The 22,978-nt window shown below is 63.0% G+C and carries 23 protein-coding genes and 1 tRNA gene; 16 read left to right on the forward strand and 8 right to left on the reverse strand.

Features of this window, described 5'->3' with window-relative positions:
* Positions 1 to 243: 243 nt before the first annotated feature.
* From LMTR21_RS14505 to LMTR21_RS14530, 6 genes are all read left to right on the forward strand, one after another.
* Positions 244 to 1,392, forward strand: coding sequence for a thiolase domain-containing protein (locus LMTR21_RS14505; protein WP_065750171.1), 1,149 nt, complete (start codon positions 244 to 246; stop codon positions 1,390 to 1,392).
* Positions 1,392 to 1,781 carry a Zn-ribbon domain-containing OB-fold protein gene (locus LMTR21_RS14510; protein WP_057838689.1) on the forward strand — a complete coding sequence of 130 codons (390 nt, stop codon included), beginning with the start codon at positions 1,392 to 1,394 and terminating at the stop codon, positions 1,779 to 1,781. Before LMTR21_RS14505 ends, LMTR21_RS14510 begins: the two co-directional genes overlap by 1 nt.
* A 192-nt stretch (positions 1,782 to 1,973) precedes the next feature.
* Entirely contained in the window at positions 1,974 to 2,834 is an 861-nt protein-coding gene (locus tag LMTR21_RS14515) for a MaoC/PaaZ C-terminal domain-containing protein (protein WP_065750172.1), read from the forward strand.
* A gap of 122 nt (positions 2,835 to 2,956) precedes the next feature.
* On the forward strand, positions 2,957 to 3,838 hold the full coding sequence (locus tag LMTR21_RS14520; RefSeq protein ID WP_065750173.1) for an SDR family oxidoreductase: 882 nt from the start codon (positions 2,957 to 2,959) through the stop codon (positions 3,836 to 3,838).
* Positions 3,839 to 3,936: 98 nt separating this feature from the next.
* On the forward strand, positions 3,937 to 4,893 hold the full coding sequence (locus LMTR21_RS14525) for a dihydrodipicolinate synthase family protein (protein ID WP_065750174.1): 957 nt from the start codon (positions 3,937 to 3,939) through the stop codon (positions 4,891 to 4,893).
* Positions 4,894 to 4,897: 4 nt separating this feature from the next.
* Positions 4,898 to 5,698: an NUDIX hydrolase gene (locus tag LMTR21_RS14530; protein WP_065750175.1), complete on the forward strand. Its 801-nt coding sequence runs from the start codon at positions 4,898 to 4,900 to the stop codon at positions 5,696 to 5,698.
* 15 nt (positions 5,699 to 5,713) lie between these two features.
* On the opposite strand, the gene LMTR21_RS14535 is transcribed toward LMTR21_RS14530, so the two are convergent.
* On the reverse strand, positions 5,714 to 6,136 hold the full coding sequence (locus tag LMTR21_RS14535) for a nuclear transport factor 2 family protein (RefSeq protein ID WP_065750176.1): 423 nt from the start codon (positions 6,134 to 6,136) through the stop codon (positions 5,714 to 5,716).
* Positions 6,137 to 6,212: 76 nt separating this feature from the next.
* Between LMTR21_RS14535 and LMTR21_RS14540 the strand changes: the two genes are divergently transcribed.
* Both LMTR21_RS14540 and LMTR21_RS14545 read left to right on the forward strand, forming a co-directional pair.
* Positions 6,213 to 6,989, forward strand: coding sequence for a helix-turn-helix domain-containing protein (locus LMTR21_RS14540; protein ID WP_065750177.1), 777 nt, complete (start codon positions 6,213 to 6,215; stop codon positions 6,987 to 6,989).
* Between the two features lie 127 nt (positions 6,990 to 7,116).
* The gene (locus LMTR21_RS14545; RefSeq protein ID WP_065750178.1) at positions 7,117 to 9,798 is read left to right on the forward strand and encodes a PAS domain S-box protein; all 2,682 of its coding nucleotides are present in this window, start codon (positions 7,117 to 7,119) and stop codon (positions 9,796 to 9,798) included.
* A 16-nt stretch (positions 9,799 to 9,814) separates the two neighbouring features.
* Here the strand turns inward: LMTR21_RS14545 and LMTR21_RS14550 are convergent, their stop codons facing one another.
* Together LMTR21_RS14550 and LMTR21_RS14555 are read right to left on the reverse strand one after the other, a co-directional pair.
* Entirely contained in the window at positions 9,815 to 10,165 is a 351-nt protein-coding gene (locus LMTR21_RS14550) for a GrlR family regulatory protein (protein WP_057838711.1), read from the reverse strand.
* A 319-nt stretch (positions 10,166 to 10,484) separates the two neighbouring features.
* A complete protein-coding gene (locus LMTR21_RS14555; protein ID WP_065750382.1) occupies positions 10,485 to 10,868 on the reverse strand; it encodes a VOC family protein in 384 nt (127 codons plus the stop codon).
* Between the two features lie 275 nt (positions 10,869 to 11,143).
* Here LMTR21_RS14555 and LMTR21_RS40830 point away from each other — a divergent pair, with 275 nt between their 5' ends.
* Positions 11,144 to 11,728 (forward strand): hypothetical protein, encoded by a 585-nt coding sequence (locus LMTR21_RS40830; protein ID WP_065750179.1) that lies wholly within the window; start codon positions 11,144 to 11,146, stop codon positions 11,726 to 11,728.
* Between the two features lie 154 nt (positions 11,729 to 11,882).
* The gene (locus tag LMTR21_RS14565) at positions 11,883 to 12,362 is read left to right on the forward strand and encodes a hypothetical protein (protein WP_065750180.1); all 480 of its coding nucleotides are present in this window, start codon (positions 11,883 to 11,885) and stop codon (positions 12,360 to 12,362) included.
* A gap of 15 nt (positions 12,363 to 12,377) precedes the next feature.
* On the opposite strand, the gene LMTR21_RS14570 is transcribed toward LMTR21_RS14565, so the two are convergent.
* The gene (locus LMTR21_RS14570; RefSeq protein WP_065750181.1) at positions 12,378 to 12,746 is read right to left on the reverse strand and encodes a hypothetical protein; all 369 of its coding nucleotides are present in this window, start codon (positions 12,744 to 12,746) and stop codon (positions 12,378 to 12,380) included.
* A gap of 336 nt (positions 12,747 to 13,082) precedes the next feature.
* On the opposite strand from LMTR21_RS14570, the gene LMTR21_RS14575 reads away from it, so the two are divergent.
* The 4 genes from LMTR21_RS14575 (at position 13,083) to LMTR21_RS14590 (ending at position 18,619) form a co-directional block, all read left to right on the forward strand.
* Entirely contained in the window at positions 13,083 to 14,255 is a 1,173-nt protein-coding gene (locus LMTR21_RS14575; protein ID WP_065750383.1) for a cupin domain-containing protein, read from the forward strand.
* Positions 14,256 to 14,720: 465 nt separating this feature from the next.
* On the forward strand, positions 14,721 to 15,731 hold the full coding sequence (locus LMTR21_RS14580) for an alpha/beta hydrolase (protein ID WP_141688035.1): 1,011 nt from the start codon (positions 14,721 to 14,723) through the stop codon (positions 15,729 to 15,731).
* Between the two features lie 236 nt (positions 15,732 to 15,967).
* Positions 15,968 to 17,920 (forward strand): putative bifunctional diguanylate cyclase/phosphodiesterase, encoded by a 1,953-nt coding sequence (locus tag LMTR21_RS14585; RefSeq protein WP_065750183.1) that lies wholly within the window; start codon positions 15,968 to 15,970, stop codon positions 17,918 to 17,920.
* 348 nt (positions 17,921 to 18,268) lie between these two features.
* Entirely contained in the window at positions 18,269 to 18,619 is a 351-nt protein-coding gene (locus tag LMTR21_RS14590) for a hypothetical protein (RefSeq protein WP_065750184.1), read from the forward strand.
* 788 nt (positions 18,620 to 19,407) lie between these two features.
* Here the strand turns inward: LMTR21_RS14590 and LMTR21_RS14600 are convergent.
* The 3 genes from LMTR21_RS14600 to LMTR21_RS14610 all read right to left on the reverse strand — a co-directional run bounded on the left by LMTR21_RS14600 (position 19,408) and on the right by LMTR21_RS14610 (position 20,319).
* Positions 19,408 to 19,914, reverse strand: coding sequence for an SUKH-3 domain-containing protein (locus LMTR21_RS14600; RefSeq protein ID WP_084030352.1), 507 nt, complete (start codon positions 19,912 to 19,914; stop codon positions 19,408 to 19,410).
* Positions 19,915 to 19,930: 16 nt separating this feature from the next.
* Positions 19,931 to 20,007: transfer RNA gene (locus tag LMTR21_RS14605), tRNA-Arg, on the reverse strand.
* A 51-nt stretch (positions 20,008 to 20,058) separates the two neighbouring features.
* The gene (locus tag LMTR21_RS14610) at positions 20,059 to 20,319 is read right to left on the reverse strand and encodes a hypothetical protein (RefSeq protein ID WP_065750185.1); all 261 of its coding nucleotides are present in this window, start codon (positions 20,317 to 20,319) and stop codon (positions 20,059 to 20,061) included.
* Positions 20,320 to 20,651: 332 nt separating this feature from the next.
* Here LMTR21_RS14610 and LMTR21_RS14615 point away from each other — a divergent pair, with 332 nt between their 5' ends.
* Complete coding sequence (locus LMTR21_RS14615) at positions 20,652 to 21,098, forward strand: hypothetical protein (RefSeq protein WP_065750186.1); 447 nt, start codon at positions 20,652 to 20,654, stop codon at positions 21,096 to 21,098.
* A 187-nt stretch (positions 21,099 to 21,285) separates the two neighbouring features.
* Positions 21,286 to 21,564, forward strand: coding sequence for a hypothetical protein (locus LMTR21_RS14620; protein ID WP_141688036.1), 279 nt, complete (start codon positions 21,286 to 21,288; stop codon positions 21,562 to 21,564).
* 173 nt (positions 21,565 to 21,737) lie between these two features.
* On the opposite strand, the gene LMTR21_RS14625 is transcribed toward LMTR21_RS14620, so the two are convergent.
* Positions 21,738 to 22,865 (reverse strand): S-(hydroxymethyl)glutathione dehydrogenase/class III alcohol dehydrogenase, encoded by a 1,128-nt coding sequence (locus tag LMTR21_RS14625; RefSeq protein ID WP_065750188.1) that lies wholly within the window; start codon positions 22,863 to 22,865, stop codon positions 21,738 to 21,740.
* Between the last annotated feature and the right edge of the window lie 113 nt (positions 22,866 to 22,978).

Here is a 22,978-nt window from a genome sequence, read left to right on the forward strand (position 1 = left end):
CCCGGTCTTCCCTGCGCCCTCTCAACGGAGGGGCAAGCGAGCAGGTACAACTCGGGCGCGTCGCGCCGCGAGAACGCGCTGGCATATCCGCCCCGTGCCGACCTGATACGATTTTGGCAAATAATCATCCCGACTTGAGTCCAGTCGCTACGCTCTCGCCCGGCGGAATATTTCCGCGCTTGCCAAGGTCGGTCCGACAGGCCAGAAAAACTTCAGGAAGAAGAAACGCCAACGGAGAACGATTTGACCATCAAAGGCAAAGCCTACATTGCCGGGATCTACGAGCATCCCACCCGGCACGCACCTGACAAATCAACGGCGCAGTTGCATGCCGAGGTCGCCAAGGGCGCGATCGAGGATGCCGGACTGACCAAGGCTGATATTGACGGCTATTTCTGCGCCGGCGATGCCCCCGGTGGCCTTTGGCCGATGGTCGATTACCTCGGATTGAAGGTGCGCCACGTCGATTCCACGGAGACCGGCGGCTGTTCCTACTTGATCCATCTCGGCCACGCCGCTGAAGCGATCGCGGCGGGCAAATGCTCGATCGCGCTGGTCACGCTCGCCGGCAAGCCGCGCACCGGCCCGATGCCGGCGCGCGCCGCCGGCGCGGAAGCCGATTTCGAGGCGGCGTACGGGGCCACCACCCACAATGCCTACGGCATGTGTGCCATGCGCCATATGCACGACTACGGGACGACAAGCGAGCAGCTCGCCTGGATCAAGGTCGCGGCCTCGCATCATGCCCAGTACAACCCGCACGCGATGCTGAAGGACGTCGTCACAGTCGAAGACGTCATCAACTCGCCGATGATCTCCGATCCCTTGCACCGGATGGATTGCTGCGTCGTCACCGATGGCGGCGGCGCGATGATCGTGACCACGCCGGAAATCGCCAAGAGCCTGAAGAAGCCGCTGGTGCGGCTGATCGGCCATGGCGAAGCCATGAAGGGCCCGCGCGGCGGCAAGGATCTCGACCTGACTTATTCCGCCGGCGTCTGGTCCGGCCCGCGCGCGTTCGAGGAAGCGGGCGTGACGCCGAAGGACATCAAATACGCCTCGATCTATGACAGCTTCACCATCACCGTGCTGATGCAGCTCGAAGACCTCGGCTTCTGCAAGAAGGGCGAGGGCGGCAAGTTCGTCGCCGACGGCAACCTGATTTCCGGCGTCGGCAAGCTGCCGTTCAATACCGACGGCGGCGGTCTCTGCAGCAACCACCCGGTCAACCGCGGCGGCATGACGAAGATCCTCGAAGCTGTCCGCCAATTGCGCGGCGAAGCCCATCCGAAGGTGCAGGTGCCGAACTGCGACCTCGCGATCGCCCATGGCACCGGCGGTCTCCTCGGCGTGCGTCACGCCGCCTCAACCTGCATTCTGGAGCGCGTGTGATGGCTGAAGCCAAGAAATATCCGACACCTGTAACCAACCCCGAGACCGCGCCATTCTGGGAAGCGGCCAAGGCCGGCAAGTTCCTGATCAAGCGCTGCACCGCCTGCGGCGAGCGGCATTATTTCCCGCGCTCGATCTGTCCGTTCTGCTTCTCCGACAAGACGGAGTGGGAGGAAGCTTCGGGCGAGGCCACGGTCTACACCTACAGCCTGATGCGCAAATCGCCGAGCGGTCCCTATGCGATCGCCTATGTCACGCTGAAGGAAGGCCCGTCGCTGCAGACCAACATCGTCGATTGCGATCTGGAGAAGATCAAGATCGGCCAGAAGGTCAAGCTGGTATGGAAACCGACCGACGGCGCGCCATTGCCGTTCTTCACCGCGGCTTAGAAAGTACCTTCTCCCCTTGTGGGAGAAGGTGGCGCGAAGCGCCGGATGAGGGGTTCTCTCCGCGAGCGATGTGCTTGCGGAGCCAACCCCTCACCCAAGCGAGTTTGTTGCGTCTGCCGGTGCAGCCCTCTCCCACAAGGGGAGAGGGCGCAGCAACGAGCGCCGGCGAGAAGATTTCGGGAGAGAAACGAAATGCCGATCAACTACGAACAGCTCATGGCCCTGAAAAACCTCGGCCAGAAATACGCCTATACTGATCGCGAGGTGATGCTCTACGCCTATGGCATCGGGATGGGCGCCGACCCCATGGACGAGAAGGAGCTCGCCTATGTCAACGAAGGCACCTTCACCCCGCGTCCCCTGAAGGTCGTGCCGACCTTCGCCTCGGTGGCCGCCTGGGGCTCGAACCCCGGCGAGATGAACCTCAACCGCGTGATGGTGGTCGACGGCGAGCGCGACATCACCTTCCACAAGCCGCTGCCGAGCGCCGCCAGGATCACGGCCGACTCGACCGTGCTCGACGTCTTCGACAAGGGCAAGGACAAGGGCGCGGTGATCCGCCACCAGACCGTGCTGAAGGACGAGAACGGCGAGAAGCTGGCGACGCTGGTGGCGTCGCGCTTCGCCCGCGGCGACGGTGGCTTCGGTGGGCCGTCTGAAGGCCAGCCCGAGCCGCACCAGGTGCCGAACCGCGCGCCCGACCAGATCGTCGACATCACGACGCGGCCGGACCAGGCGCTGGTGTACCGCCTCTGCGGCGACCGCAACCCGCTGCACTCCGATCCCGAGTTCGCCAAGAAGGCCGGCTTTCCGCGGCCGATCCTGCACGGCATGTGCACCTACGGCATCACCTGCCGCGGCGTGCTGCAGACCTATGCCGATTACGATCCGTCCGCCTTCAAGCAGCACGCAGCGCGATTTTCCTCGCCGGTCTATCCCGGCGAAACCGTGACGATGGAGCTTTGGAAGGACGGCAACGTCGTCTCGTTCGAGGCGAAAGTGAAGGCGAGGGGCGTCACCGTCATCAAGAGCGGCAAGACGGTGCTGGCGTGACGCACGCTGTCATTCCGGGGCGCGCGCAGCGCGAACCCGGAATCTCGCTCCACAATCTCCAGATTCCGGGTTCAGCCCTGCGGGCTGCCCCGGAATGACGAAATCAATAAGGGAGAGAACACATGGGACTACTCGACGGCAAGGTCGCCATCATCACCGGCGCGGGCGGCGGGCTCGGTGAAGCCTATGCAAAGCTGTTCGCGCGTGAGGGCGCGGCGGTCGTGGTGAATGACCTCGGCGGTCCCCGCGACGGTTCCGGCTCGGACAAGTCGATGGCGCAGCAGGTGGTCGACGCGATCAAGGCCGAGGGTGGCCGCGCGGTTGCCAACGGTTCCGACATCTCGACCATGGCCGGCGGGCAGTCAGTGTTCGACGACGCCATCAAGAATTTCGGCCGCGCCGATATCCTGGTGAACAACGCCGGCATCCTGCTCGACGAGACCTTTGCCAAGGCCAAAGAGGCCAACTGGGACAAGGTGATGAAGGTGCACCTCAAGGGCACCTTCTGCTGCACCCAGCCGGTGTTCAAATGGATGCGCGAGAACGGCGGCGGCGTCATCGTCAACACGTCCTCGACCTCGGGCCTGATCGGCAATTTCGGCCAGACCAACTACGGCGCGGCCAAGGGCGGTATCTGGGGACTGTCGAACGTGCTGGCCATCGAAGGCCGCAAGTACAACATCAGGATCTGGACGCTGGCCCCGGGCGCGCTGACCCGCATGACCGCCGACCTGCCGCGCTACAAGGAAAACCCGGGCGCCGCGCTCGGCCCTGATGGCATCGCGCCGGCCGTGCTATACATGGTCAGCGACTTGTCGGGCGACCAGACCGGCAAGGTGCTCGGCGTCTCCGGCCCGCGCGGGGTTCGCGAGATGCGGATGATGGAAATGGAAGGCTGGACACCGCCGTTTACCGGTTGGAAGGCCGAGGATATCGTGACCCACGCCAAGGACATCTTCTTCTCCGAGGAGGATATCAAGAAGTCCGCGCGGCGATTTAAGTAACGTCGTTCCGGGGCGATGCGATAGCATCGAACCCGGAACCTCGAGATTCCGGGTTCGCTTCGCGCCCCGGAATGACGGACAACAGGATAGACGCACACATGACAAAGCTCACCGCCCAGGCCGCCGGCACCTTCGCCATTGCGCCGACGCCGTTCCACGACGACGGTCGCATCGACGAGAAATCCATCGACCGGCTGACTGATTTCTACGCTGAAGTCGGCTGCGAAGGCGTTACCGTGCTCGGCATTCTGGGCGAGGCGCCGAAGCTCGATGCGGCCGAGGCGGAGCAGGTAGCGGTTCGCTTCGTCAAACGTGCCAAGACCATGCAGATCATCGTCGGCGTCTCGGCGCCGGGTTTTGCCTCGATGCGCTCTCTTGCGAAAGCGTCGATGGATGCTGGCGCCGCCGGCGTCATGATCGCGCCGCCGCCGAACCTGCGTACCGATGACCAGATCACTGGCTATTTCAAGCAGGCGCAGGAAGCCATCGGCGACGATATTCCCTGGGTGCTGCAGGATTACCCGCTGACGCTCAACGTCATCTTCACGCCGGCCGTGATCCGCAAGATCGTGATGGATTCGCCATCCTGCGTCATGCTCAAGCATGAGGACTGGCCGGGTCTGGAAAAGATCACCACGCTGCGCGGCTTCCAGAAGGATGGCTCGCTGAAACCGATGTCCATTCTGGTCGGCAATGGCGGGCTGTTCCTCGATTTCGAAATGGAGCGCGGCGCCGATGGTGCGATGACCGGCTACGCTTTCCCGGAATTGCTGATCGATGTGGTCAAACTGTCGAAGGCCGGCAAGCGCGATGCTGCGCACGACCTGTTCGACGCGCATCTGCCGCTGATCCGCTACGAGCAGCAGCCCGGCGCCGGCCTGTCGGTGCGCAAATATGTGCTGCAGAAGCGCGGCATCATTTCGTCCAGCGCCCAGCGCAAGCCGGGTGCGACGATCACGGCCACCGCAAAGGCCGAGGTCGATTATCTGTTGTCGCGGGTGGCGCGCGTCGATCGCCGCGCCAATCTGCAACCGCAATCCAGCGCGGCGGGCTAGTCCAATGGCAGAAACCGTCGCCCCGCGTCCTGCATCCACCATCCTGCTGCTGCGTGACAGCCCTGACGCCAGGGAGATCGAGGTCTTCATGATGGTCCGCCATTATGAGATCGACTTCAATTCCGGCGCGCTGGTGTTTCCCGGCGGCAGCGTCGACAAGGGCGACAAGGAGATCATCGCGCGGCCCGAACTCTATTCGGGCGGCGAGGGGCTCGACGAGGCGACGCTCAGCTTCCGTATCGCCGCGATCCGCGAAACTTTTGAAGAAAGCGGCATCCTGCTGGCGCGGCCGAAAGGGTCGAAAGCGCTGGTCGATGCCAAACGCGCGAGCGAGATCGAAGCCATCAATCGCGCCGACCTCTGCGACAGCAAGATCAGCTTCCTGAAGGTGCTCAGCGACAACGGCATGGTGCTGGCGCTCGACGAATTGATGCCGTACGCGCACTGGATCACGCCGGAGGGCATGCCAAAACGCTTCGACACCTGGTTCTTCCTCGCCGCCGCGCCGCCCGAGCAGGTCGGCGCTCATGACGGCAAGGAATCCACCGACTCGATCTGGGTCTCGCCGCGCGAGGCGCTGGAGGGCGGCGAGACCGGCCGCTTCAAGCTGCCGTTCCCGACCACGCGCAACCTGATCAAGCTCGGCAAGCAGGCCAGCGTGCAGGCCGCGCTCGACGACTCCAGAGGCAAATCGGTCGTCACCGTGACGCCGATCATGACCAGGAACAATGGCGGCCGCCAACTCCGCATTCCCCTCGAAGCCGGCTACGACGGCGACGTGTTTGAGGTCGGCTCGGTCGGCTAGCGCAAGCCCGGGGGTTCACGAAAGGAATGCGTCGACCATCGCCTGATCCTGGTCGTAGACCCAGCATTCGGAAAGCAGGCCGTCGCGCACGGTGTACACCAGCAAGCGCTCGACCTCGGCCGTCTTTCCGTCGCGCTCAAAGCGCTCGCGGACCAGCAGCGCGCCGCGTTCGGGTCCGGCCATGATATCGACGATGGCGAACAGCTTGCGATTGGTGCGCCTGGTGACCTCGGCCAGGATGCCGAGCGCGGCGGCCTTGCCGCTGTGATCGCCGGCGAGCGGGTTACGGCCGAAATAATGCAGCGTAAAGTCGTCATGATAGCAGGCGGCAAGCGCTGCACGATCGCCAGCGAGCCACGCGCTCGCATAGCGGCCGAGGGCCTGCCGGTTGCGCTCGAGTGCGGCTTGGGTCTCGATTTCAGAACGGCTATTTGTCATCGTTGTCCATCTCGCGGGTCGTTGTCATCCGCAATGATTGGACCGGCCGAACCCTCGGGGCTTTCAAGAACTGGCTATGGGCGAGACAACGGCAGCCAAATTGATCGGGTGGGGCGCCCGCGTGCTGTATCTGGGCCCGGCCTTCGGGCTGACCCCGCACCGGAACGCGACCGCCGTCCTTGCCGTCGGCCTCGACGGGCCGCTGGAAGTCGCTGACGATCCGGCGGATCGCATGACGCAGTATCGCACGGCCCGCAGCGTGCTGATCCTGCCCAACAGCCTGCATCATCTGCGCATCGAACGGGGCTGGATGGCCTTCCTCTACGTCGATCCGTTCGGACGCGATCTGAGAGCGCTGATCCCGCGGATGACGACCACGACGCCGCGCGCAGGCTTCGATCTGCGGGAAGAGCCCGCAGTGATCGATATCCTGACGGGGCTGGCCGAAAACCGCATCGCGGCAGCGGAGGGGCGCGCATCCCTCGGCGGGCTGTTGGGTATCGGCGGGCAGGCCAGTCCCAACGCCCGTATTGCCGCGGCGCTGCGGCACATGCGGGACGAGCCGCACCGTGCGCACCGGCTGACGAGCCTTGCGGCCCGCGCCGGCCTGTCGCCGTCACGCTTCCTGCATTTGTTCAAGGCCGAGACCGGTGTGCCGCTGCGCCGTTACCGCATCTGGAACCGGATGGGTGCGGCGGTCCGCGCCAGCGGCGAGGGGGCATCCCTGACGGAGGCTGCCCATTCGGCCGGCTTCGCGAGTTCGGCGCATTTCTCGAGCGCATTTCGCGACATGTTCGGCATGATGCCCTCGGACCTGGCGAAGGCCCTGAGGCCGGGGGCGGCCCAGGTGTGACTGGGCGGCGATCCGTTCGGCCCCCGTGGAATCCCGGTCACATACCGTCATTAACCACCGCCGGCATGTTCCCCACGCCCCGGGAGTCATCGTATATTGCACCCGATTGGAGCCTGCCCCGACCCACATGACCGCCGAAACGCCGCCGAATTCGCTGCCGCCGCGATCGTTCTCGCTTTCGATCGGCCAACTGACATTCGGCAGTTTCATGCTGGTGCTGGCGGTGATCATCATCACCTCGACCGCCAGCGTCATCGCCATCCGGCATATCGATTCGACATTTGCCGAGCTGCAGCGGCTGCAGAGCGTCGGCGACCTTGCCGAGGACATCGACCGCCGCATGAACGAGTTGCGGCTTGCGGCGCGGGATTTCGTCACCGACCCCGGCAACCAGTCGCTCCAGGTTGGCGACGCCGCCAGCGCGCTCGGCGAGGTCCTGAAGAAGACGCGGCTGGAGCTCGCGCCCGAACAGCAGGACATGATCGACGGCGTCACCGAGCGGCTGGCGACCTATCGCAGCGGCATCGAGCGGATTTCCGCGCTGATCAACCGTCGTGCCGAAATGATCGTGGCGTTGCCGCCGTTGCGCGAAAAGTTCGATGCCGCAATCGCCGAGGCGTCCGATGCCCAGATTGCGTTGAGCCTGTCACAGACCCAGAGCCGGATCGCCTCGGCCTTGCTGGCGCACAACCCGTCCGCGGCCGAACAGGCGGCGCAAAGCATGCGCGCGATGACGATCGAGGACCCGAAGCTGCGGGCCGCCGTCAATGCCTATGCCGAAGCCATCATCGGCATCTCGATCCGCGAACGGCAGATCTCCGACATCGACAAGGAGGTGCTGGGTGCGGAGGGCCGCCTGATCCAGCGCGTCACGGAATTGCTGCGCGACGTCAGCGAGCGGCGAGGGCGCATCCTTTCCCGCGATTTCGCCCGCACGCTGGCGGAAGCCAAGTGGCAGAGCATCGTCCTCGGCACTGCCGGCGTGCTGATCGGGCTGTTTGCCTCGCTGCTGGTGGTTCGTCGGACCGTCCGTCCGCTTGCCGCGATCGCATCCTCGATCCGCGCGGTGGCCGGCGGCGAGAAGAGCGCCTCGATCCCGGCGACCGACGTCGACAACGAGATCGGCGACATTGCCCGCGCCGCCGAAGTATTCCGGCAGACGCTGGTCGATGCCGACACCGCGCGCGAAGCGGCCGTGCGCGCGCTGGCCGAACAGCGGCTTGCCGAGGAAAGTTACCGCAAGCTGTTCGAGTCCTCGGTCGACGGAATTTACGTCACGACGCCCGGCGGCGCGCTGTTGAACGCCAACCCGGCATTGGCGCGGATGATGGGCTATGCCACGCCGCAGGATCTGATCAACGGCATCGGCGACATCGCCGAAGGCGTCTATGTCCATCCCGAGGCGCGGACGGAATACGGGCGGCTGATGCAGCGCGACGGCATGGTTCGCGAATATGAATATCAGGTGCGCACCCGCACCGGCTCGGTGCTGTGGCTGTCCGACAGCGCCAGCGCCGTGCACAACGAGGCCGGCATCATCGTCCGCTACGAGGGAACGGTGCGCGACATCACCGACCAGAAGCGCGCCGAGGATGCGATCGCCGAAGGCCGCCGCCTGCTGCAGATGGTGATCGACACCGTGCCTGCGGTTATCAACGTCAAGGACAGGCAGCTCCGCTACGTCCTGATGAACCGCTACATGGCCGGCATTTTCGGGGTCGAGCCGGGGGATGCGATCGGCCGCACCACCGCCGAGCTGATGTCGCGCTACGGCGCGGAAAAGACCGACGAGCACGACAAGCGGGTGTTGGCGGCCGGCAAGGAACTCGGCTTCTACGAGGAAGAATACAAGGATGCGTCCGGCAACATGCGGCAGTGGCTGGTCAACAAGCTGCCGATTCTGGATGCGGCCGGCGAGATCGAAACCATCGTCACCGTCGCGCTCGACATCGCCGAGCGCAAGCGCGTCGAGTTGGAGATGCGCAAGGCCAAGGATGCGGCGGAGGGCGCACTGCGGAACCTGCGTGAGACGCAGAATTCGCTGATCGAGGCGGAAAAGCTCGCCGCGTTGGGACGGCTGGTGGCCGGCGTCGCGCACGAGGTCAACAATCCCGTCGGCATCAGCCTGACGGTCGCGTCCGCCCTGGAGCGCAAAACGTCGAACTTTGCGGCCGAGGTCGCCCGCGGCGAACTACGGCGCTCCAGCCTGAACGATTTTCTCGGCACCAGCCGCGATGCGTCGTCGCAGCTCGTCGCCAACCTCAACCGCGCCGCCGAGCTGATCCAGTCGTTCAAGCAGGTCGCCGCCGATCGCAATTATTCGGACCAGCGCTCGTTCGAGCTCGGCGATCTGACCGAGCAGGTGGTGATGAGCCTGCGGCCTGGCCTGCGCAAACACAATCTGACGCTCAATGTCGAGTGCCAGCCCAACCTGATTATGAACAGCTATCCGGGGCCCTACGGACAGGTGCTCACCAACCTGTTCCTCAATTCGGTGGCGCATGCGTTTCCGGACGGCAAGCCCGGCACGGTCGATATCCAGGTGCGGGAGTCCGGCAAGGACAATGTCGAGATCATTTTCTCCGACAATGGCTGCGGCATGAGCCTCGATGTCCGCCGCCGCGCGTTCGATCCGTTCTTCACCACGCGGCGCGATCAGGGCGGCACCGGCCTGGGCCTGCACATCGTCTACAGCATCGTGACGACTCGTCTTGGTGGCCGGCTCGACCTCGATTCCGAGCCGGGGGGCGGCACGCGCATCCAGATCATCCTGCCGCGCACGGCGCCGCTGGAGCAGGCGGCCGAGTAGGCGTGCGTCGCGGCCGTTAGTTGATATCTGCGAGCTTGTGCAGCGTGGCGCCGAAGATCTGGCTGGCTTTGCCGACCAACGCGGTTCCATTCATGCTGCCGCGGGTGTCGGTGAAGGTGCCTGATACGCCGATGCCGACCGGGTTGGGGCCGCCGAACAGCGGATTGTCATTGTCGCGCGGGGTGGTGTGACGCTGCACCAGGACTTCGCCCTTGAACGTGTCGCCCTTGACCGTGTAGCTGCCGGTATAAAACAGATAGGCGTCCCCGCCGAGAATCTGGCCATCCCGGAATAAAATGACGCCGCTGCCCTTGCCGGTGCGTCCGTCCAGCAGGGTGACGTGGATCGAATAGAGCCCGTTTTTCATGACGTCCCAGATGCCGACCGCAGCGCCCACCGAGGCCGGTCAAGGGGTTATGCCAAAGCGTGGGCTGCACCGTCAACGCGTCAGGTTGGCTGCCTGTTCCCGTACAGGAAGCAAACCTGAAGCATACCACTCCGGCGTGACACGGGGATGACTCGATGGCATAACGCGCGAGCGCTGGCCCGACCCATAACTGTCATACTCCGCGAAAGCGGAGTATCCAGTACGCTGCGGCCTCCTGGTTTTGTCTGATGCCTCGGGAATACTTGATCACCGCTTTCGCGGATGATGACCACCTGAAGCAATGCAGTTCGTCGGCGCGTTACGCATATTTCTTGTCGCGCTCGAGCAGCTCGATCGAAATGCCCTGCGGCCCGCGGATGAAGCAGATGCGCACGCCGGGTCGGATGGTGGTCGGCTCCTTCGTGAACTCGACGCCCTTGGCCTTGATCTCGGCAGCGACCGCGTCGATGTCCTTCACCGTCAGGCCGAAATGGTCGAGGCCCTGATAGGGCGTCACCGGCGGCGTGTGCACGCCGTCGCCGGCGGTGACCGGCGCGATGAACACATTGGCGCCGCCGAGCTTGACGTCGATCCGGCCTGGGCCGCGGACGATTTCGCCGCCCAGAACGTCCTGCAGCCAGGCTGCAGTCGCTTCGGGATCGGGGCTGCGCAAATGGACATGGTCCCAGGTAACGGTAGGCATCTCGGTCTTCCCCATTGTTGTTGTTGCGGCTCCAAAGCCGACGTTGTGGTGCGGCAATCTAGCCGCCGGCATCTACGATTCCATCCTGCAAGCCTTGCGCTACCGCCGCAATATTGTCGAGGTGGTATGAAACCATTTCTGCCCTGAGTGATTGTTGATGCGCGGCGGGATCCGTACAGCGGCGGTCGTGAGAAAAGCCGTACGGGAAAACGCCCGTAGGGCTTTTTTCATGTGCGGCACGGCAATCGCCGAGGCTGCCGGGTGAGGGCACGGCTATGAGGATCGCCGGGTGGTCGTTCGGAAGGTCAGAAGCGCGGTTTGCTGCGCTGCCGGCCATCGCCATTGCCGGATGCACCATATGGCTGATGCTACCGCAAGTGAGCGACGCCGAGAGCCATTCCGCGGCGACGCCTCGTCAAGCCACCCGTGTCACGCAAGATGCATCCCGCACGGACGAGACGGCCTCGACTCAGGCGACCCTGTCGAACCAGGCACCTTCAGATGCTAACCCCGCCGCCGCGGCGCCTCCCGATATCGCGCCGCCCGAAATGGTGGCCCCCGCCGGGTCGCCGCTCGACGGCCTGAGCATTGTCTCCCAGTCATGGCGAAGGGGCGGGCTCGGCTCGAAGGCGCTGGTGACCTTCACGCTTCGCAATACCAATGACTATGCGGTGAAGGATATCGAGATTGCCTGTCGCTTCGTCCGCCGGGACGGCAGCCATCTGACCGACCGCCGGCGCATCATCCCCGATACCGTGAATATGAAGAGCCGGAAGCGCTATGCCGGCATGCTCGTGGGGTTCGTCAACGTCAACGCCAGTAAGGCGAAATGTTCACTGGTGACCGCCAGCCGCATTTAACCCTGCGCTGCTTTAACCCCACGCGGCGTGAACACGCCTTTCGTCCCGGAAATGTGAGCTGCGCGTTTGAACCTTGCCGGTCGGCCAGGAACTAATCGGTATATCGCCCGTTGAGCGATTGAACCGCGCGGTGCGCGCGGGGGGAGCGAGTCCAATGCCCATAGCGCGTTATTTCCTGTTTGTCGGCGGAGTGCTCCTCGCGCTGTTGTTGGCGATCGATGCACTTGTTCCCCAACAGGCCGTCGTGGCCAGCCAGGCTGCTCCGTCGGTTGACAAGACCGTCGTGCGCATTCGTTCCGACCAAAAGCTGCCGGAGCGGGTGGTCTATGACACCAGCCTTCCGACCATCGTTCCACCGCCGGCCGCGATCGCCCAGGCGGTTCCGCCGCCCGCCGCAGCGACCCCTGTCTCGGCCGACGCGAACGCCCAGGCCCGGGTGCGGGAGACGTTTGCCCAGTTCGTCCCGGGCGAGGCGAAGAAGTCCGAGCCGCAGGCTCAGCGCAAGCGCAAGGTCGCCAGGACCCGTCAGGCGCCGCCGATGCAGTTTGGCCAGCCGCCGCAAATGCGGGTGGCGCAGCAGTCGCAGTTCGGCTTCTTTGGCGGTCCGAGCGCGCGTTCAACCTGGACCTGGTAGGCCGGCTCGCCTGATTTAGCGCGGCAGCTTCGGAATCTTGTCCGCAAACCCGTTGAAGCAGGTCAGCCGCTCGTCTTCCTCCTTGACGAAACGGCACTCGCTGACGCTCTTCGCCGCCGGCGCCTTCGCCTTGGGCTGCGGCGCATAAATGGCGTCGTAGCAATTCAGCCGTTCCTTGGTCGCGTCATCGATGTCCTGGCAGGCCTGCAGCTTTTGAGCGGGCGACAGGGGCTTTGCCGGGGCTTCCTTCTTGCCCTTCGATCCGACTTGAACCAGGGGCTTGCCGCCGACCGTCGGGGGAGCGGCGGAGGGGGCTGGGGCGGTCGTTTGCGCAAAGGCCGCGGCCGGATACAGCACCGCCAGCGCGAGGATGATCTTTTTCATATTGAAATGTCCGAATAGCCGTGAGCGACGAGCGCGCCCGGGAGAGACCAGAGCTCCCGACCTTCGGAATCGCTAAATCCCGCTGCGCGCCAGCGATCTCTAGCACCATCCCAGAGCGTCTGTCTAACTAGTTGATTTAATAGCCATTCGAATAGGCGGCCCCAAGACCGGAGGGTGTTGGTGGGGTATCGTGTGACCTCCAGTGGTATGGCAGCTGTCCGTTGGCAGGGCATCCGTCGGCATCAAACCTGTGCTCTATTGCGTGCACTTGATTGAGTGTACCTGGGCGCTCTCTTGCCGGCCGCCCGAGGGATTATGGCCGCGGAGGAATGCATGATGTCCGATCCACTACGTCGGGAATTCCTGGCTGCCGCAGGCATCGCCTCGCTGGCAGCGCTGGCTGCGGCACAGCCGGCCGCCGGCGGCGATCCGAGCTTCATGAACAACGTTCCGGATCCAGCGCTCGCGGGCAAGGATCTGCCGACCTTCAAATTCGCGCTGGAGAAGTCGGACGGCAAGGTGATCGGCAACAGCTATGGCAAGGAGGCCACCGTCGCGCAGCTGCCGATTTCCAAGGGCATTGCCGGGGTCTCGATGCGGCTCGAGCCCGGCGCGATGCGCGAGCTGCATTGGCACGCGACCGCCGCCGAATGGGCGTTCGTCATCGAGGGGCGGGTGCGCACCACCGTCGTCGACCCTAGCGGCCTTGCCGAGACCAACGATTTCGACCCGGGCGACGTCTGGTACTTTCCGCGCGGTCATGGGCACATGCTGCAGTGCCTGGGCGACAAGCCGTGCCACTTCATCCTGATCTTCGACAACGGCTATTTCTCCGAGTTCGGCACCTTCAGCATCACCGACTGGATCGGGCATACGCCGCCGGCGCTGCTGGCGAAGAATTTCGGCCTGCCGGAAGCTACATTCGCGACGTTTCCAAAAGAGGAAGTGTATTTCGCACGCGGTAAACCGCCGCCGGCCGAGCCCTCGGTGCCTTTGCAGGGTTGGAAGCTGCCGCCGGAGACCCACAAATACCGCCTGCTGGCGCAGCCGCCGCACGCGACCTATCGGGGCGGCCGCGAGTGGCGCGTCGATTCCAGCCGCTTTCCGATTGCGAAGACGATCACCGGCGTCGTGCTCGATCTTGATCCCGGCGCGCTGCGGACGCTGCACTGGCATCCGAACGCGGACGAGTGGCAATACGTCATCGAAGGCGAGGTGAGCGTCACCTTGTTCGGCTCTCACGGCCGCTACCGGACCGAACGATTGCAGAAGGGCGATGTCGGCTACATCCCGCAAGGCTATGGGCATTCGATCGAGAATGTCGGCAGCGGCGCTGCACGCATCCTGATCGGATTCAATGCCGGCACCTACGAGACCATCGACCTGTCGCAATGGATCGCGGCAAATCCCAAGGACGTGCTCGCCACGAATTTCGGACAGCCGGCGGAGGCGTTCGGAAAATTCCCGGATCGGGACGTGTTCATCGCCAGCAGGGATGGCACCCGATAGACGGCTCCGCGGAGCGTGCACGAAAATGCCGACAGCTCTCGCGGAGCAACCGTGTCAGGTGTGGAGCGGCGACCTAGCGCAGCCGGTAGGCATCAAATGCGTGGGCCAGGAATATGCCGATGCTGACGAAGATGAGGAATGCTGTCACGACCTCGGTCATAGCCTTCCTCCCTGCATGGTCATGCCGGAAAGGGCGCGCTTGAGGAACTCGCGGTAGAAGAGGTTCAGGACCGTTACTAACATGATCTAACCCCGTGCTTGATTAGCGGCACCGTAACGGCGCTTTGTTTCCGGAGCGCTTCGCGGCAGCGCAAAACGGTTTCGTCGCGACCGCTCGGGATCACAGAATCGCGACGGAACCGGAACAATTGCGATCGCAGCCGCCCGCCCTCTTCTCGCCATGCTGATTGGGGAGACCTGCGCCGGGCGGGTTCTGCGAAGGGGCGTTGTTCCCAAGGGTCCAGTGTGATCGTCCAACATTTGCTGAAAAATGAGACTGTTACATCCCGCCGTGCTTTTCTGCGCGGGATTGTGTCTTCAACCAGCGTGCTGGCGCTTGGCGGATGCGCGAGCTTGGGCGCGACGGGCGCGCGTTACGACGCTTCGTCGCTCTCGGTCGAGCCGACATTGCTTGTTGCAACCACGCGCAAGCCGGCGAACGGCGCGCGGGCGAAACCCTGGTTCGGGCCGGAGCGCGCGACGAGGATGACTGTCGCCCGGGCGAAACTGGTGCCGCCTGACGAGAGCCGTTTCTCGCTCGCTGCAGCCGGTATCGGCGATTGGCGTCTCGATGCGGTCGAGCCGGTGCCGGGGGAGGTCAGCGATCTTCTCGGACAGGGCGACGTCCTGATCTACGTGCATGGTTTCAAGCAGACATTCGAGACGGCGGCGCTCGATGCCGCGCATCTTGCTGACGGCATCAAATTCCGCGGCCAGACGATGGTGTTCTCGTGGCCATCCAAGGCGGGGCTGTTCGACTACGCCTATGATCGCGACAGCGCGATGTGGTCCCGCGACGGTTTCGAGCGCGTGCTCAATTCCGCCGTCACGAGCCCGAGCGCCGGACGGGTTCACATCGTCGCGCACAGCATGGGCACCATGCTCGCGCTCGAAAGTCTGCGCCAGCTTTATGCACGAAATGGCGACACCGTTTCAGACAAGATCGGAGCGGTGGTGTTCGCCTCGCCTGATATCGACATGGACATATTCTCGTCGTCAGTTACCCGCATGGGCCCGCTCGGCCGCAAGATCACCGTGGTCGCCGCGACGAATGACCGTGCGCTCGCGTTGTCGGGACGATTGGCCGGCGGCATGACGCGGGTCGGCGCCGCCGAGAAGGCCGCTATCGAGCAGCTTGGCGTGCGCGTCATCGATGCGTCCTCTTCAGGCTGGGGCGTCATCAACCACGATCTGTTCCTGTCCAATGCCGAGGTGCGGAAGGTGATACGCCGCTCGATTGATGCTTCGACGGCGTGATTCCGGGCTTTAAAGCGCGCTGACTTTTCTTCGAACGTCATCCCGCTTTATCTTCTTGTTTGAGCATGATCTTTTCGGAAAACCGGTACCCACTTTTCCGGATCATGCTCTAGCAGCGATTTTCGCGGCAATTAGCGCGCTGTTAACCAGCCGAGCAGCGCGGGGGAACCGGTACGGCATCGATCTTAAGGTATTTGCGACACGGTCGATGAGGTCGGATCCTCATTGGTTGCCGCATGAACAGTATTTTGAATCTATTTCGGATTGATGCCGATAATCACGAATTGATGGGAGCACAGCTCGCGGCGTTTTCGCGGCAGGTCCCGTTGCTCTATTTTATCCTGAGCGTGAATTCGATCGCGCTGGCGTCCACGCATCTCGGCATCGCACCCTCACTGCTGACCGTCGTATTTCCCGGTGTTCTGGTCGGGGCCTGCGCCATCCGTTGTCTGATCTGGCTGCAGCGCCGCAACCTTGTGGTCGAGCCGAAGGCTGCCGCCCGCACCTTGCGCGCGACCGTGGTGCTGGGCGGCGCGCTGGGCTTTGCGTTCCTGGCATGGGCGCTGAGCCTGTTTCCGTATGGCGACACCTCCCGCCACGGTCACATCCTGTTTTTCGTCGGCATCACGGTGGTCAGTTGCATCTTCTGCCTGATGCATGTGCGGCCGGCGGCGCTGATCCTGACCGGCACGGTGATCGCGCCGTTCGTGGTTTTTCTGCTCGCAAGTGGCGACGTGGTTCATATCGCCATCGGCTTGAACCTGTTCTTGGTCACGGTCGCGATGATCTATATCCTGATCATCTGCTCCGGACAGTTTGCCGCCATGGTCAACGGGCAAATGGAGACCAGGCGTCTCAGCAACGAGAACTTCCGTCTCGCCAATGTCGACAGCCTCACCGATCTGCCCAACCGACGCCAGTTCTTCCACCGGCTCTCGATACTCGCAGAGCAGGCGGCGACGGCGAACCGCAGATTCGTGGTCGGCGTGCTCGATCTCGACGGCTTCAAGGCCGTCAACGATCTCTATGGACATGGCGTCGGTGATCGGGTGCTGAAGGAAACCGGTCAGCGCCTCCTGAAGGTTTCCGACGACACGCAATTCATCGCGCGCCTCGGAGGCGACGAGTTCGGCATCATCGTCGACGCCGGCCTCGATTCCGAAGCCGTGCTCGCGGTCGGCGCCAGGATCTGCTCGGTCTTCGACGCGCCGTTTTCGGTCGCCGGAATCGTCGCCAAGATCGGCGGCTCGGTGGGATTTGCCCTCGCGCCGGACGCCGGCACGACGGCGGAACTGCTCTACGAGCGCGCCGACTACGCGCTCTACCATGCGAAAGCGAGATACCGTGGCCAGCCGGTGATCTTCTCCAGGGAGCATGAGGTCGAAATCCGCAAGCTCAGCACCATTGAGCACACCTTGCGGAGGATCGATCTCGACGCAGAACTGTCGGTGCATTTTCAGCCGATCGTCAATGTCAGGACGTCGCGGCTGGTCGGCTTCGAGGCGCTCGCGCGATGGCACAATCCCGAACTCGGTGACGTCGCGCCCGGCGTCTTCATTTCGGTCGCGGAGCGCACCGAACTGATCGGAACGATTACGCAGGTCCTGTTGCGCAAGGCGTTGTCCGCCGTCAGCTCGTGGCCGGAGGATATGTTCCTGTCCTTCAACCTGTCGATGCGCGATCTGATCTCGCAAGTCACGATCCTGCAGATCGTGGCGATCATCGAAAGCAGCGGCATCGATCCTCGCCGTATCATCATCGAGGTTACCGAGACGGCGCTGATGCAGGACTACGAACGGGTGCAGGAGTCGCTGAGGATCTTGCGGTCGATGGGGCTGAAGGTGGCGCTCGACGATTTCGGGTCGGGGCAATCCAGCCTGAGCTATGTCCATCAATTGTCGCTGGACAAGATCAAGATCGACCGCGGCTTCGTTCGCAACATCGCGATGCAGGAGAATGCCCGCAACATCGTCAAGACGGTGATCGACCTGTGCCGCAACCTGAAACTCGACTGCGTGGTGGAGGGGGTGGAAACGGCGGAGCAGGTCGAGATCATCAGCCGGCTCGGCTGCTCGACGATGCAGGGGTATTTCTTTGCCAAGCCGATGCCGCAGGGCGAGGTCGCGGCCTTCATCGCCGACTTTGGCTTGCCCGGCGATCGGCGGCGGCTGGTCGCTGCGGCCGGGTAGGAGTGATCCCGGCTGCTGTCGCATCGGGGGCGATTGTGCGTAGCAGATCGGCGCAACGCCCGTCGTGCGGCCAACATGATGGCGCCCGTCTATCGCCGACAAGCGGCCACCACAACGTCACCGTGTTGTCACCCATAATGTCGCCAAATTGACGGAACATTTGTTCGTCGCGGGTACGATGGTGCCCGGTCTCGCCTCGAACTACTCAACGCTCCAACTGCTCGACGTGTGCGCAACACCGGCCGATTGCCGGTGCGCGATGCTGTGCGCGTCGAACGGGAGACACGAGGTGAAGCCGGGGCCTGCTCGTGAACTAACCATTTAGTTGTTACATGGGAGATAAGAAATATGCGTCAAGCAACATCGAAGGCCGTGGCAGGTTCGAACGCCAGCCGTCGAAAGCTGTTCTCGCTCGCGGGCATCACGGGCATCGTCCTGTTCGCAGGCGTCGCGGCGGCCAACGCGCAGAGCACCGGTATCGCTTCCTGCGACGACTTCCTGACCAAGTACGACGCCTGCATCGTCTCCAAGGTCCCCGAGGCACAGCGCGCGATGTACAAGACGCAGATCGACACGACGCGCAAGGCGTGGGTCGACATGGCCAAGAATCCGTCGACCAAGGCGACCATGGAAGCGACCTGCAAGCAAACCCTGGACGCGACGAAGGCCTCGCTCACAGCCTATGGCTGTTCGTTCTGATCGGCATAAGAACGCCCAAAAGGAGTGGCGCCAAACAGGCGCCACTCAAGCTTTTCCGTGTCGGTTAACGTCTTGTTAACCATATCGTCCCAGCATGGCCGTCAATGGGAGTCGCCACGGACGTTAGCCCGTAGGCGCGATTGATCGTTCATCTTGGGGGCGGGCGGGAGCTCGCGGGGCTCCAAGGAGCAACGTCATGTCGTCACCTGGCGTACGACACCAAGCAAATTTGCTTTCCGAGTTCGTTGCGGCGATTTTCGGGGCGCTTGGTTTGGGAGTTCCGATTGCGGTTGCGATCATTTGGATTTGTTCCTGATCGGCATGCTGCCTGTCTCGTAACAGCGTCCCTATGAAGCGGGCGTGGCGGAGCGTGGGGGAGGCTAATCGGGGAGGGCCGCAACGGCTACGATCTCGATAACGAGGTCGGGATACGCAAGCGCTGCAACTCCGATGACCTCGGAGGGGGGCGGATTGTTGCTGCGGCAATGCTTCGGCCAATGCTGCGCGAAAAAGCGCGTCCATCACGTCCTGGCGGAAGTTGGGCGAGCTGCATTTTCGTCCCCGTACACCGTGGAACAAGTGTTGGCAGCGCCCCGCACGTCTACGCGAGGGATCAAGGTATGTTCCGGTGGGAGATCGAAATGGCGCGCCACGGCCGACGAAGATGGGCACTATGCTTGCCGTGGCGCATTGAGGTGCGCACGATCAACCGCTAGTGCTACGATCAATTCGAGGCGTAGATAATCTAATCCGCGACTGCTGTGGCGATCACCACAATCGCCGTTTTCCTAACGGTACTGATAAACTCTTGGATCGTCGATTCTGATCTCCTCGCCGTAGTGCCGGACCGTGTTCTGGTCCGGACGCAACATCGGTCGAGAACGCCGACCGAGAAGCAGGCGCTCGATCGCCTCGCCGAACGTCGCCCCTTCGAAGGAGAATCCGTCATCCACAACACTGGCCGTGAAGCAACGACCGGAGCTGTCTACGTACAACTCGGCATGTGCATGATGAACATCCGCTATACCAACCAACTGCGTTTGTAGCAATTTGTCCCATACGCCGAGAACTAAATCGTCGGGCGAAAGCTCCCGAAACGCTACGTCACTTTTCGCGCACTCTTCACCGGCACCTGTTTGACCTACCGTCAACCCGCCGAATTCGGCCAAGATGGCTGTTGCCGGATGGTTGGCTCGGAGCGCCGGAGATAGAGCAACCGTCCGGCCCGGACGCCATCCCGCCGCGACGAACAACGGTCGTACGCTCGCAGGCACTGTCGTCCACATCTCCGCCATTCCGGGCTTGTCCCAGTGGCGCGCTCGGAGAGATTCGAACTCCCGACCCTCGGAATCGAAATCCGATGCTCTATCCAGCTGAGCTACGAGCGCCTGCGCTGGCTCGTATCAGACTTGGCCTGATAGAGCCAGCCGCGACGCGGCTTAGTAACAGGGATGCCGGCGGCGGTCCTGGCCGATATAGGCGGCGGCGCCCTGGCGGCACAGGACGGTCGAGGGGCCGTCGTAATAGGCGAAGGTGCCGGGTTGCAGGCCGGGCCCGTAATTGTGGAGGAAGCTGATCGGGTAGGGCAGGCCCCAATTGGACAAATGGTGATGCCGATTATGGCGGGCATCGGCCAGGTTTGGGACCAGGACCGCGGTAGCGAGGAGGGCGGCGGCCGCGAAAAACTTCGCTTTGGTCATTTCGATTCTCCGGAGGTCTCACTGGAAACGGTAGCGATTCGAGCTGAGCGGATAGCGGTTCATCGGAAGAAAGTGTGTCAAAACAATAAGATAGAAGCTTGAGCTCTGATTCGGTCGAGGCCGACACCCCTGCCATCCCGGCTCATCTGGCCTCTGGTTCCAGCAGAGGCGGGTAGAATAGCTGCGGAAAGCCATCCTGGCGCGCCTATTTTTGGCCTCAAGGGATGCTTAACGCTTTCCCAACACAGTCCGGCCAGAGTTCTGTCCGGTCTTGCTTGACGGGCTGTCTTATTTCCGCGTCTGACAGAGGCTATCCGGTTCCTGATCGATCCATGCGCATCACGCCCCTTGCCCTGTTATTCCTCTCGGTCCTGGTCGCGAGCCCGGCGCGCGCCGACCTGCACATTACGCGCGATCACGGCGGTTATGTCGAGGAGTACAAGACCAAGTACAAGCGCATTCGCGAGCGCAAGGAGCGTGTCATCATCGATGGCATCTGCAATTCGGCGTGCACGCTGGTGTTCGGCATCGTGCCGATGAACAAGATCTGCGTGACGCCGAAGGCGAGCGTGGGTTTCCACCAGGCCTATTACGACAAGGCCTTCACTTTCGGCATCAAGGTCACCAGTGCGGAGGGGACGTCGGACCTGATGTCCTATTATCCGGAAACGGTGAAGGACTGGATCCGCAGGAATGGCGGGCTCACCACCGAGATGAAAAAGATCAAGAACGGCCGCGAGCTCTGGAGGATCGTCGATCCCTGCCCGGAAGAGTGGTGATCGCGCTCCGGATGCGGTGCGGCACTCGCGCGCTGCTCCGTCGAGCCTGGACACAATTCGCGTAACGCGTCCGCTGAATGGCTTCAGCCTTCTAAGGCAATGCGATCGCCGCAGCGCTTCAATGGCAGAAGACGCTTTGCATGTGCCGGCGCACGCTGGGCAAGATCGTTTGGGGGCGACCAGGGACATGAAACGAAAACCTGACCTGTCAAAAGATATTGATCTTCTGCTCGATGATCTCTGTAGGGAGTGGGGCTTTTGTAATCGTCTAACCGCCGCAGACCTCCTCGCGCACGAAGCGCCGCTTAGCGCCAACGAATTTGCACGGGCTGTTCTTCAAGCCGAGGGAATGAATTCCGAACTTGAGACAAGCTGGATGAGACGCATTAAGGAGCGATTTGTCGACCGGTATGGAGCATCGGTCTCGCCGGAAAGCTATGCTCGAACAATATCCGGGACAGATTGAGCGTCAAATACAGGTGGGTGCTGCCAGCTGCGCCGATCGGCGCACGTTTGCCCGACGCGATGCAGCGCTTTTGCGCTGCTCCGCAGAACCGGTCCCATCCACATGATCCGTGTCAGCGCATCGCAACGTCAGGCGCGTCGCGATGCGCTGCATCCGGGATACGAGACCTCGTCCTAGAACGTCACCACGCCACGGATCGACTCGCCGCGCTTCATCAGCTCGAACGCGTTGTTGATTTCGGCAAGCGGCATCACATGGGTGATCATCGGGTCGATCTGGATCTTGCCCTGCATGTACCAGTCGACGATCTTCGGCACGTCGGTGCGGCCCCGCGCGCCGCCGAAGGCGGTGCCTTTCCATACCCGGCCGGTGACGAGCTGGAACGGCCGCGTCGCAATCTCGGCGCCCGCGGGCGCCACGCCGATGACGATCGACTGGCCCCAGCCGCGGTGGCAGGCTTCCAGCGCCTGCCGCATCACGGTGACATTGCCGGTGCAGTCGAACGTGTAGTCCGCGCCGCCGATCTGGTCGGCGCCTGACTTCGTCATGTCGACGAGGTGAGGTACCAGGTCCTTGCCGAGGTCTTTCGGGTTGACGAAATGGGTCATGCCGAAGCGCTCGCCCCACGCCTTGCGATCGTTATTGATGTCGACGCCGATGATCATGTCGGCGCCGGCGAGCCGCAGGCCCTGCAGCACGTTGAGCCCGATGCCGCCAAGGCCGAACACGATCGCTTTCGCGCCTTGCTCGACCTTGGCGGTGTTGATGACGGCGCCGATGCCTGTCGTGACTCCGCAGCCGATGTAGCAGACCTTGTCGAATGGCGCGTCCTCGCGAATTTTTGCCACCGCGATCTCCGGCAGCACGGTGTAGTTCGCAAACGTCGACGTGCCCATGTAGTGATGAACAGGTTTGCCGCCGATCGAGAAGCGCGAGGTGCCGTCGGGCATCAGGCCCTGGCCTTGCGTTGTGCGGATCGCGGTGCAGAGATTGGTCTTGCGCGACAGGCAGGACGGGCACTGCCGGCATTCCGGCGTATACAGCGGAATGACGTGATCGCCTTTCTTGACGCTGGTGACGCCCTTGCCGATATCGACCACGATGCCCGCACCCTCATGGCCGAGGATTGCCGGAAACAGTCCTTCCGGATCGGCGCCGGAGAGCGTGAACTCATCGGTGTGACAGACGCCGGTCGCCTTGATCTCGACCAGCACTTCGCCCTCGCGCGGTCCCTCGAGCTGAACAGTCGTTACTTCCAGCGGCTTTCCAGCAGCAACGGCGACGGCGGCGCGAACATCCATGGCATTCCTCGTTCAAAATCTTCGAATTGACAGGCTTCAATATGTGAAATCGCGCAGGTCACCCTGCGCGATCGGTGCTTGCCGCATAGCATATGATCGGGCAACAGGGTCGG

Source organism: Bradyrhizobium paxllaeri (genome assembly GCF_001693515.2).
Lineage (GTDB): Bacteria > Pseudomonadota > Alphaproteobacteria > Rhizobiales > Xanthobacteraceae > Bradyrhizobium > Bradyrhizobium paxllaeri.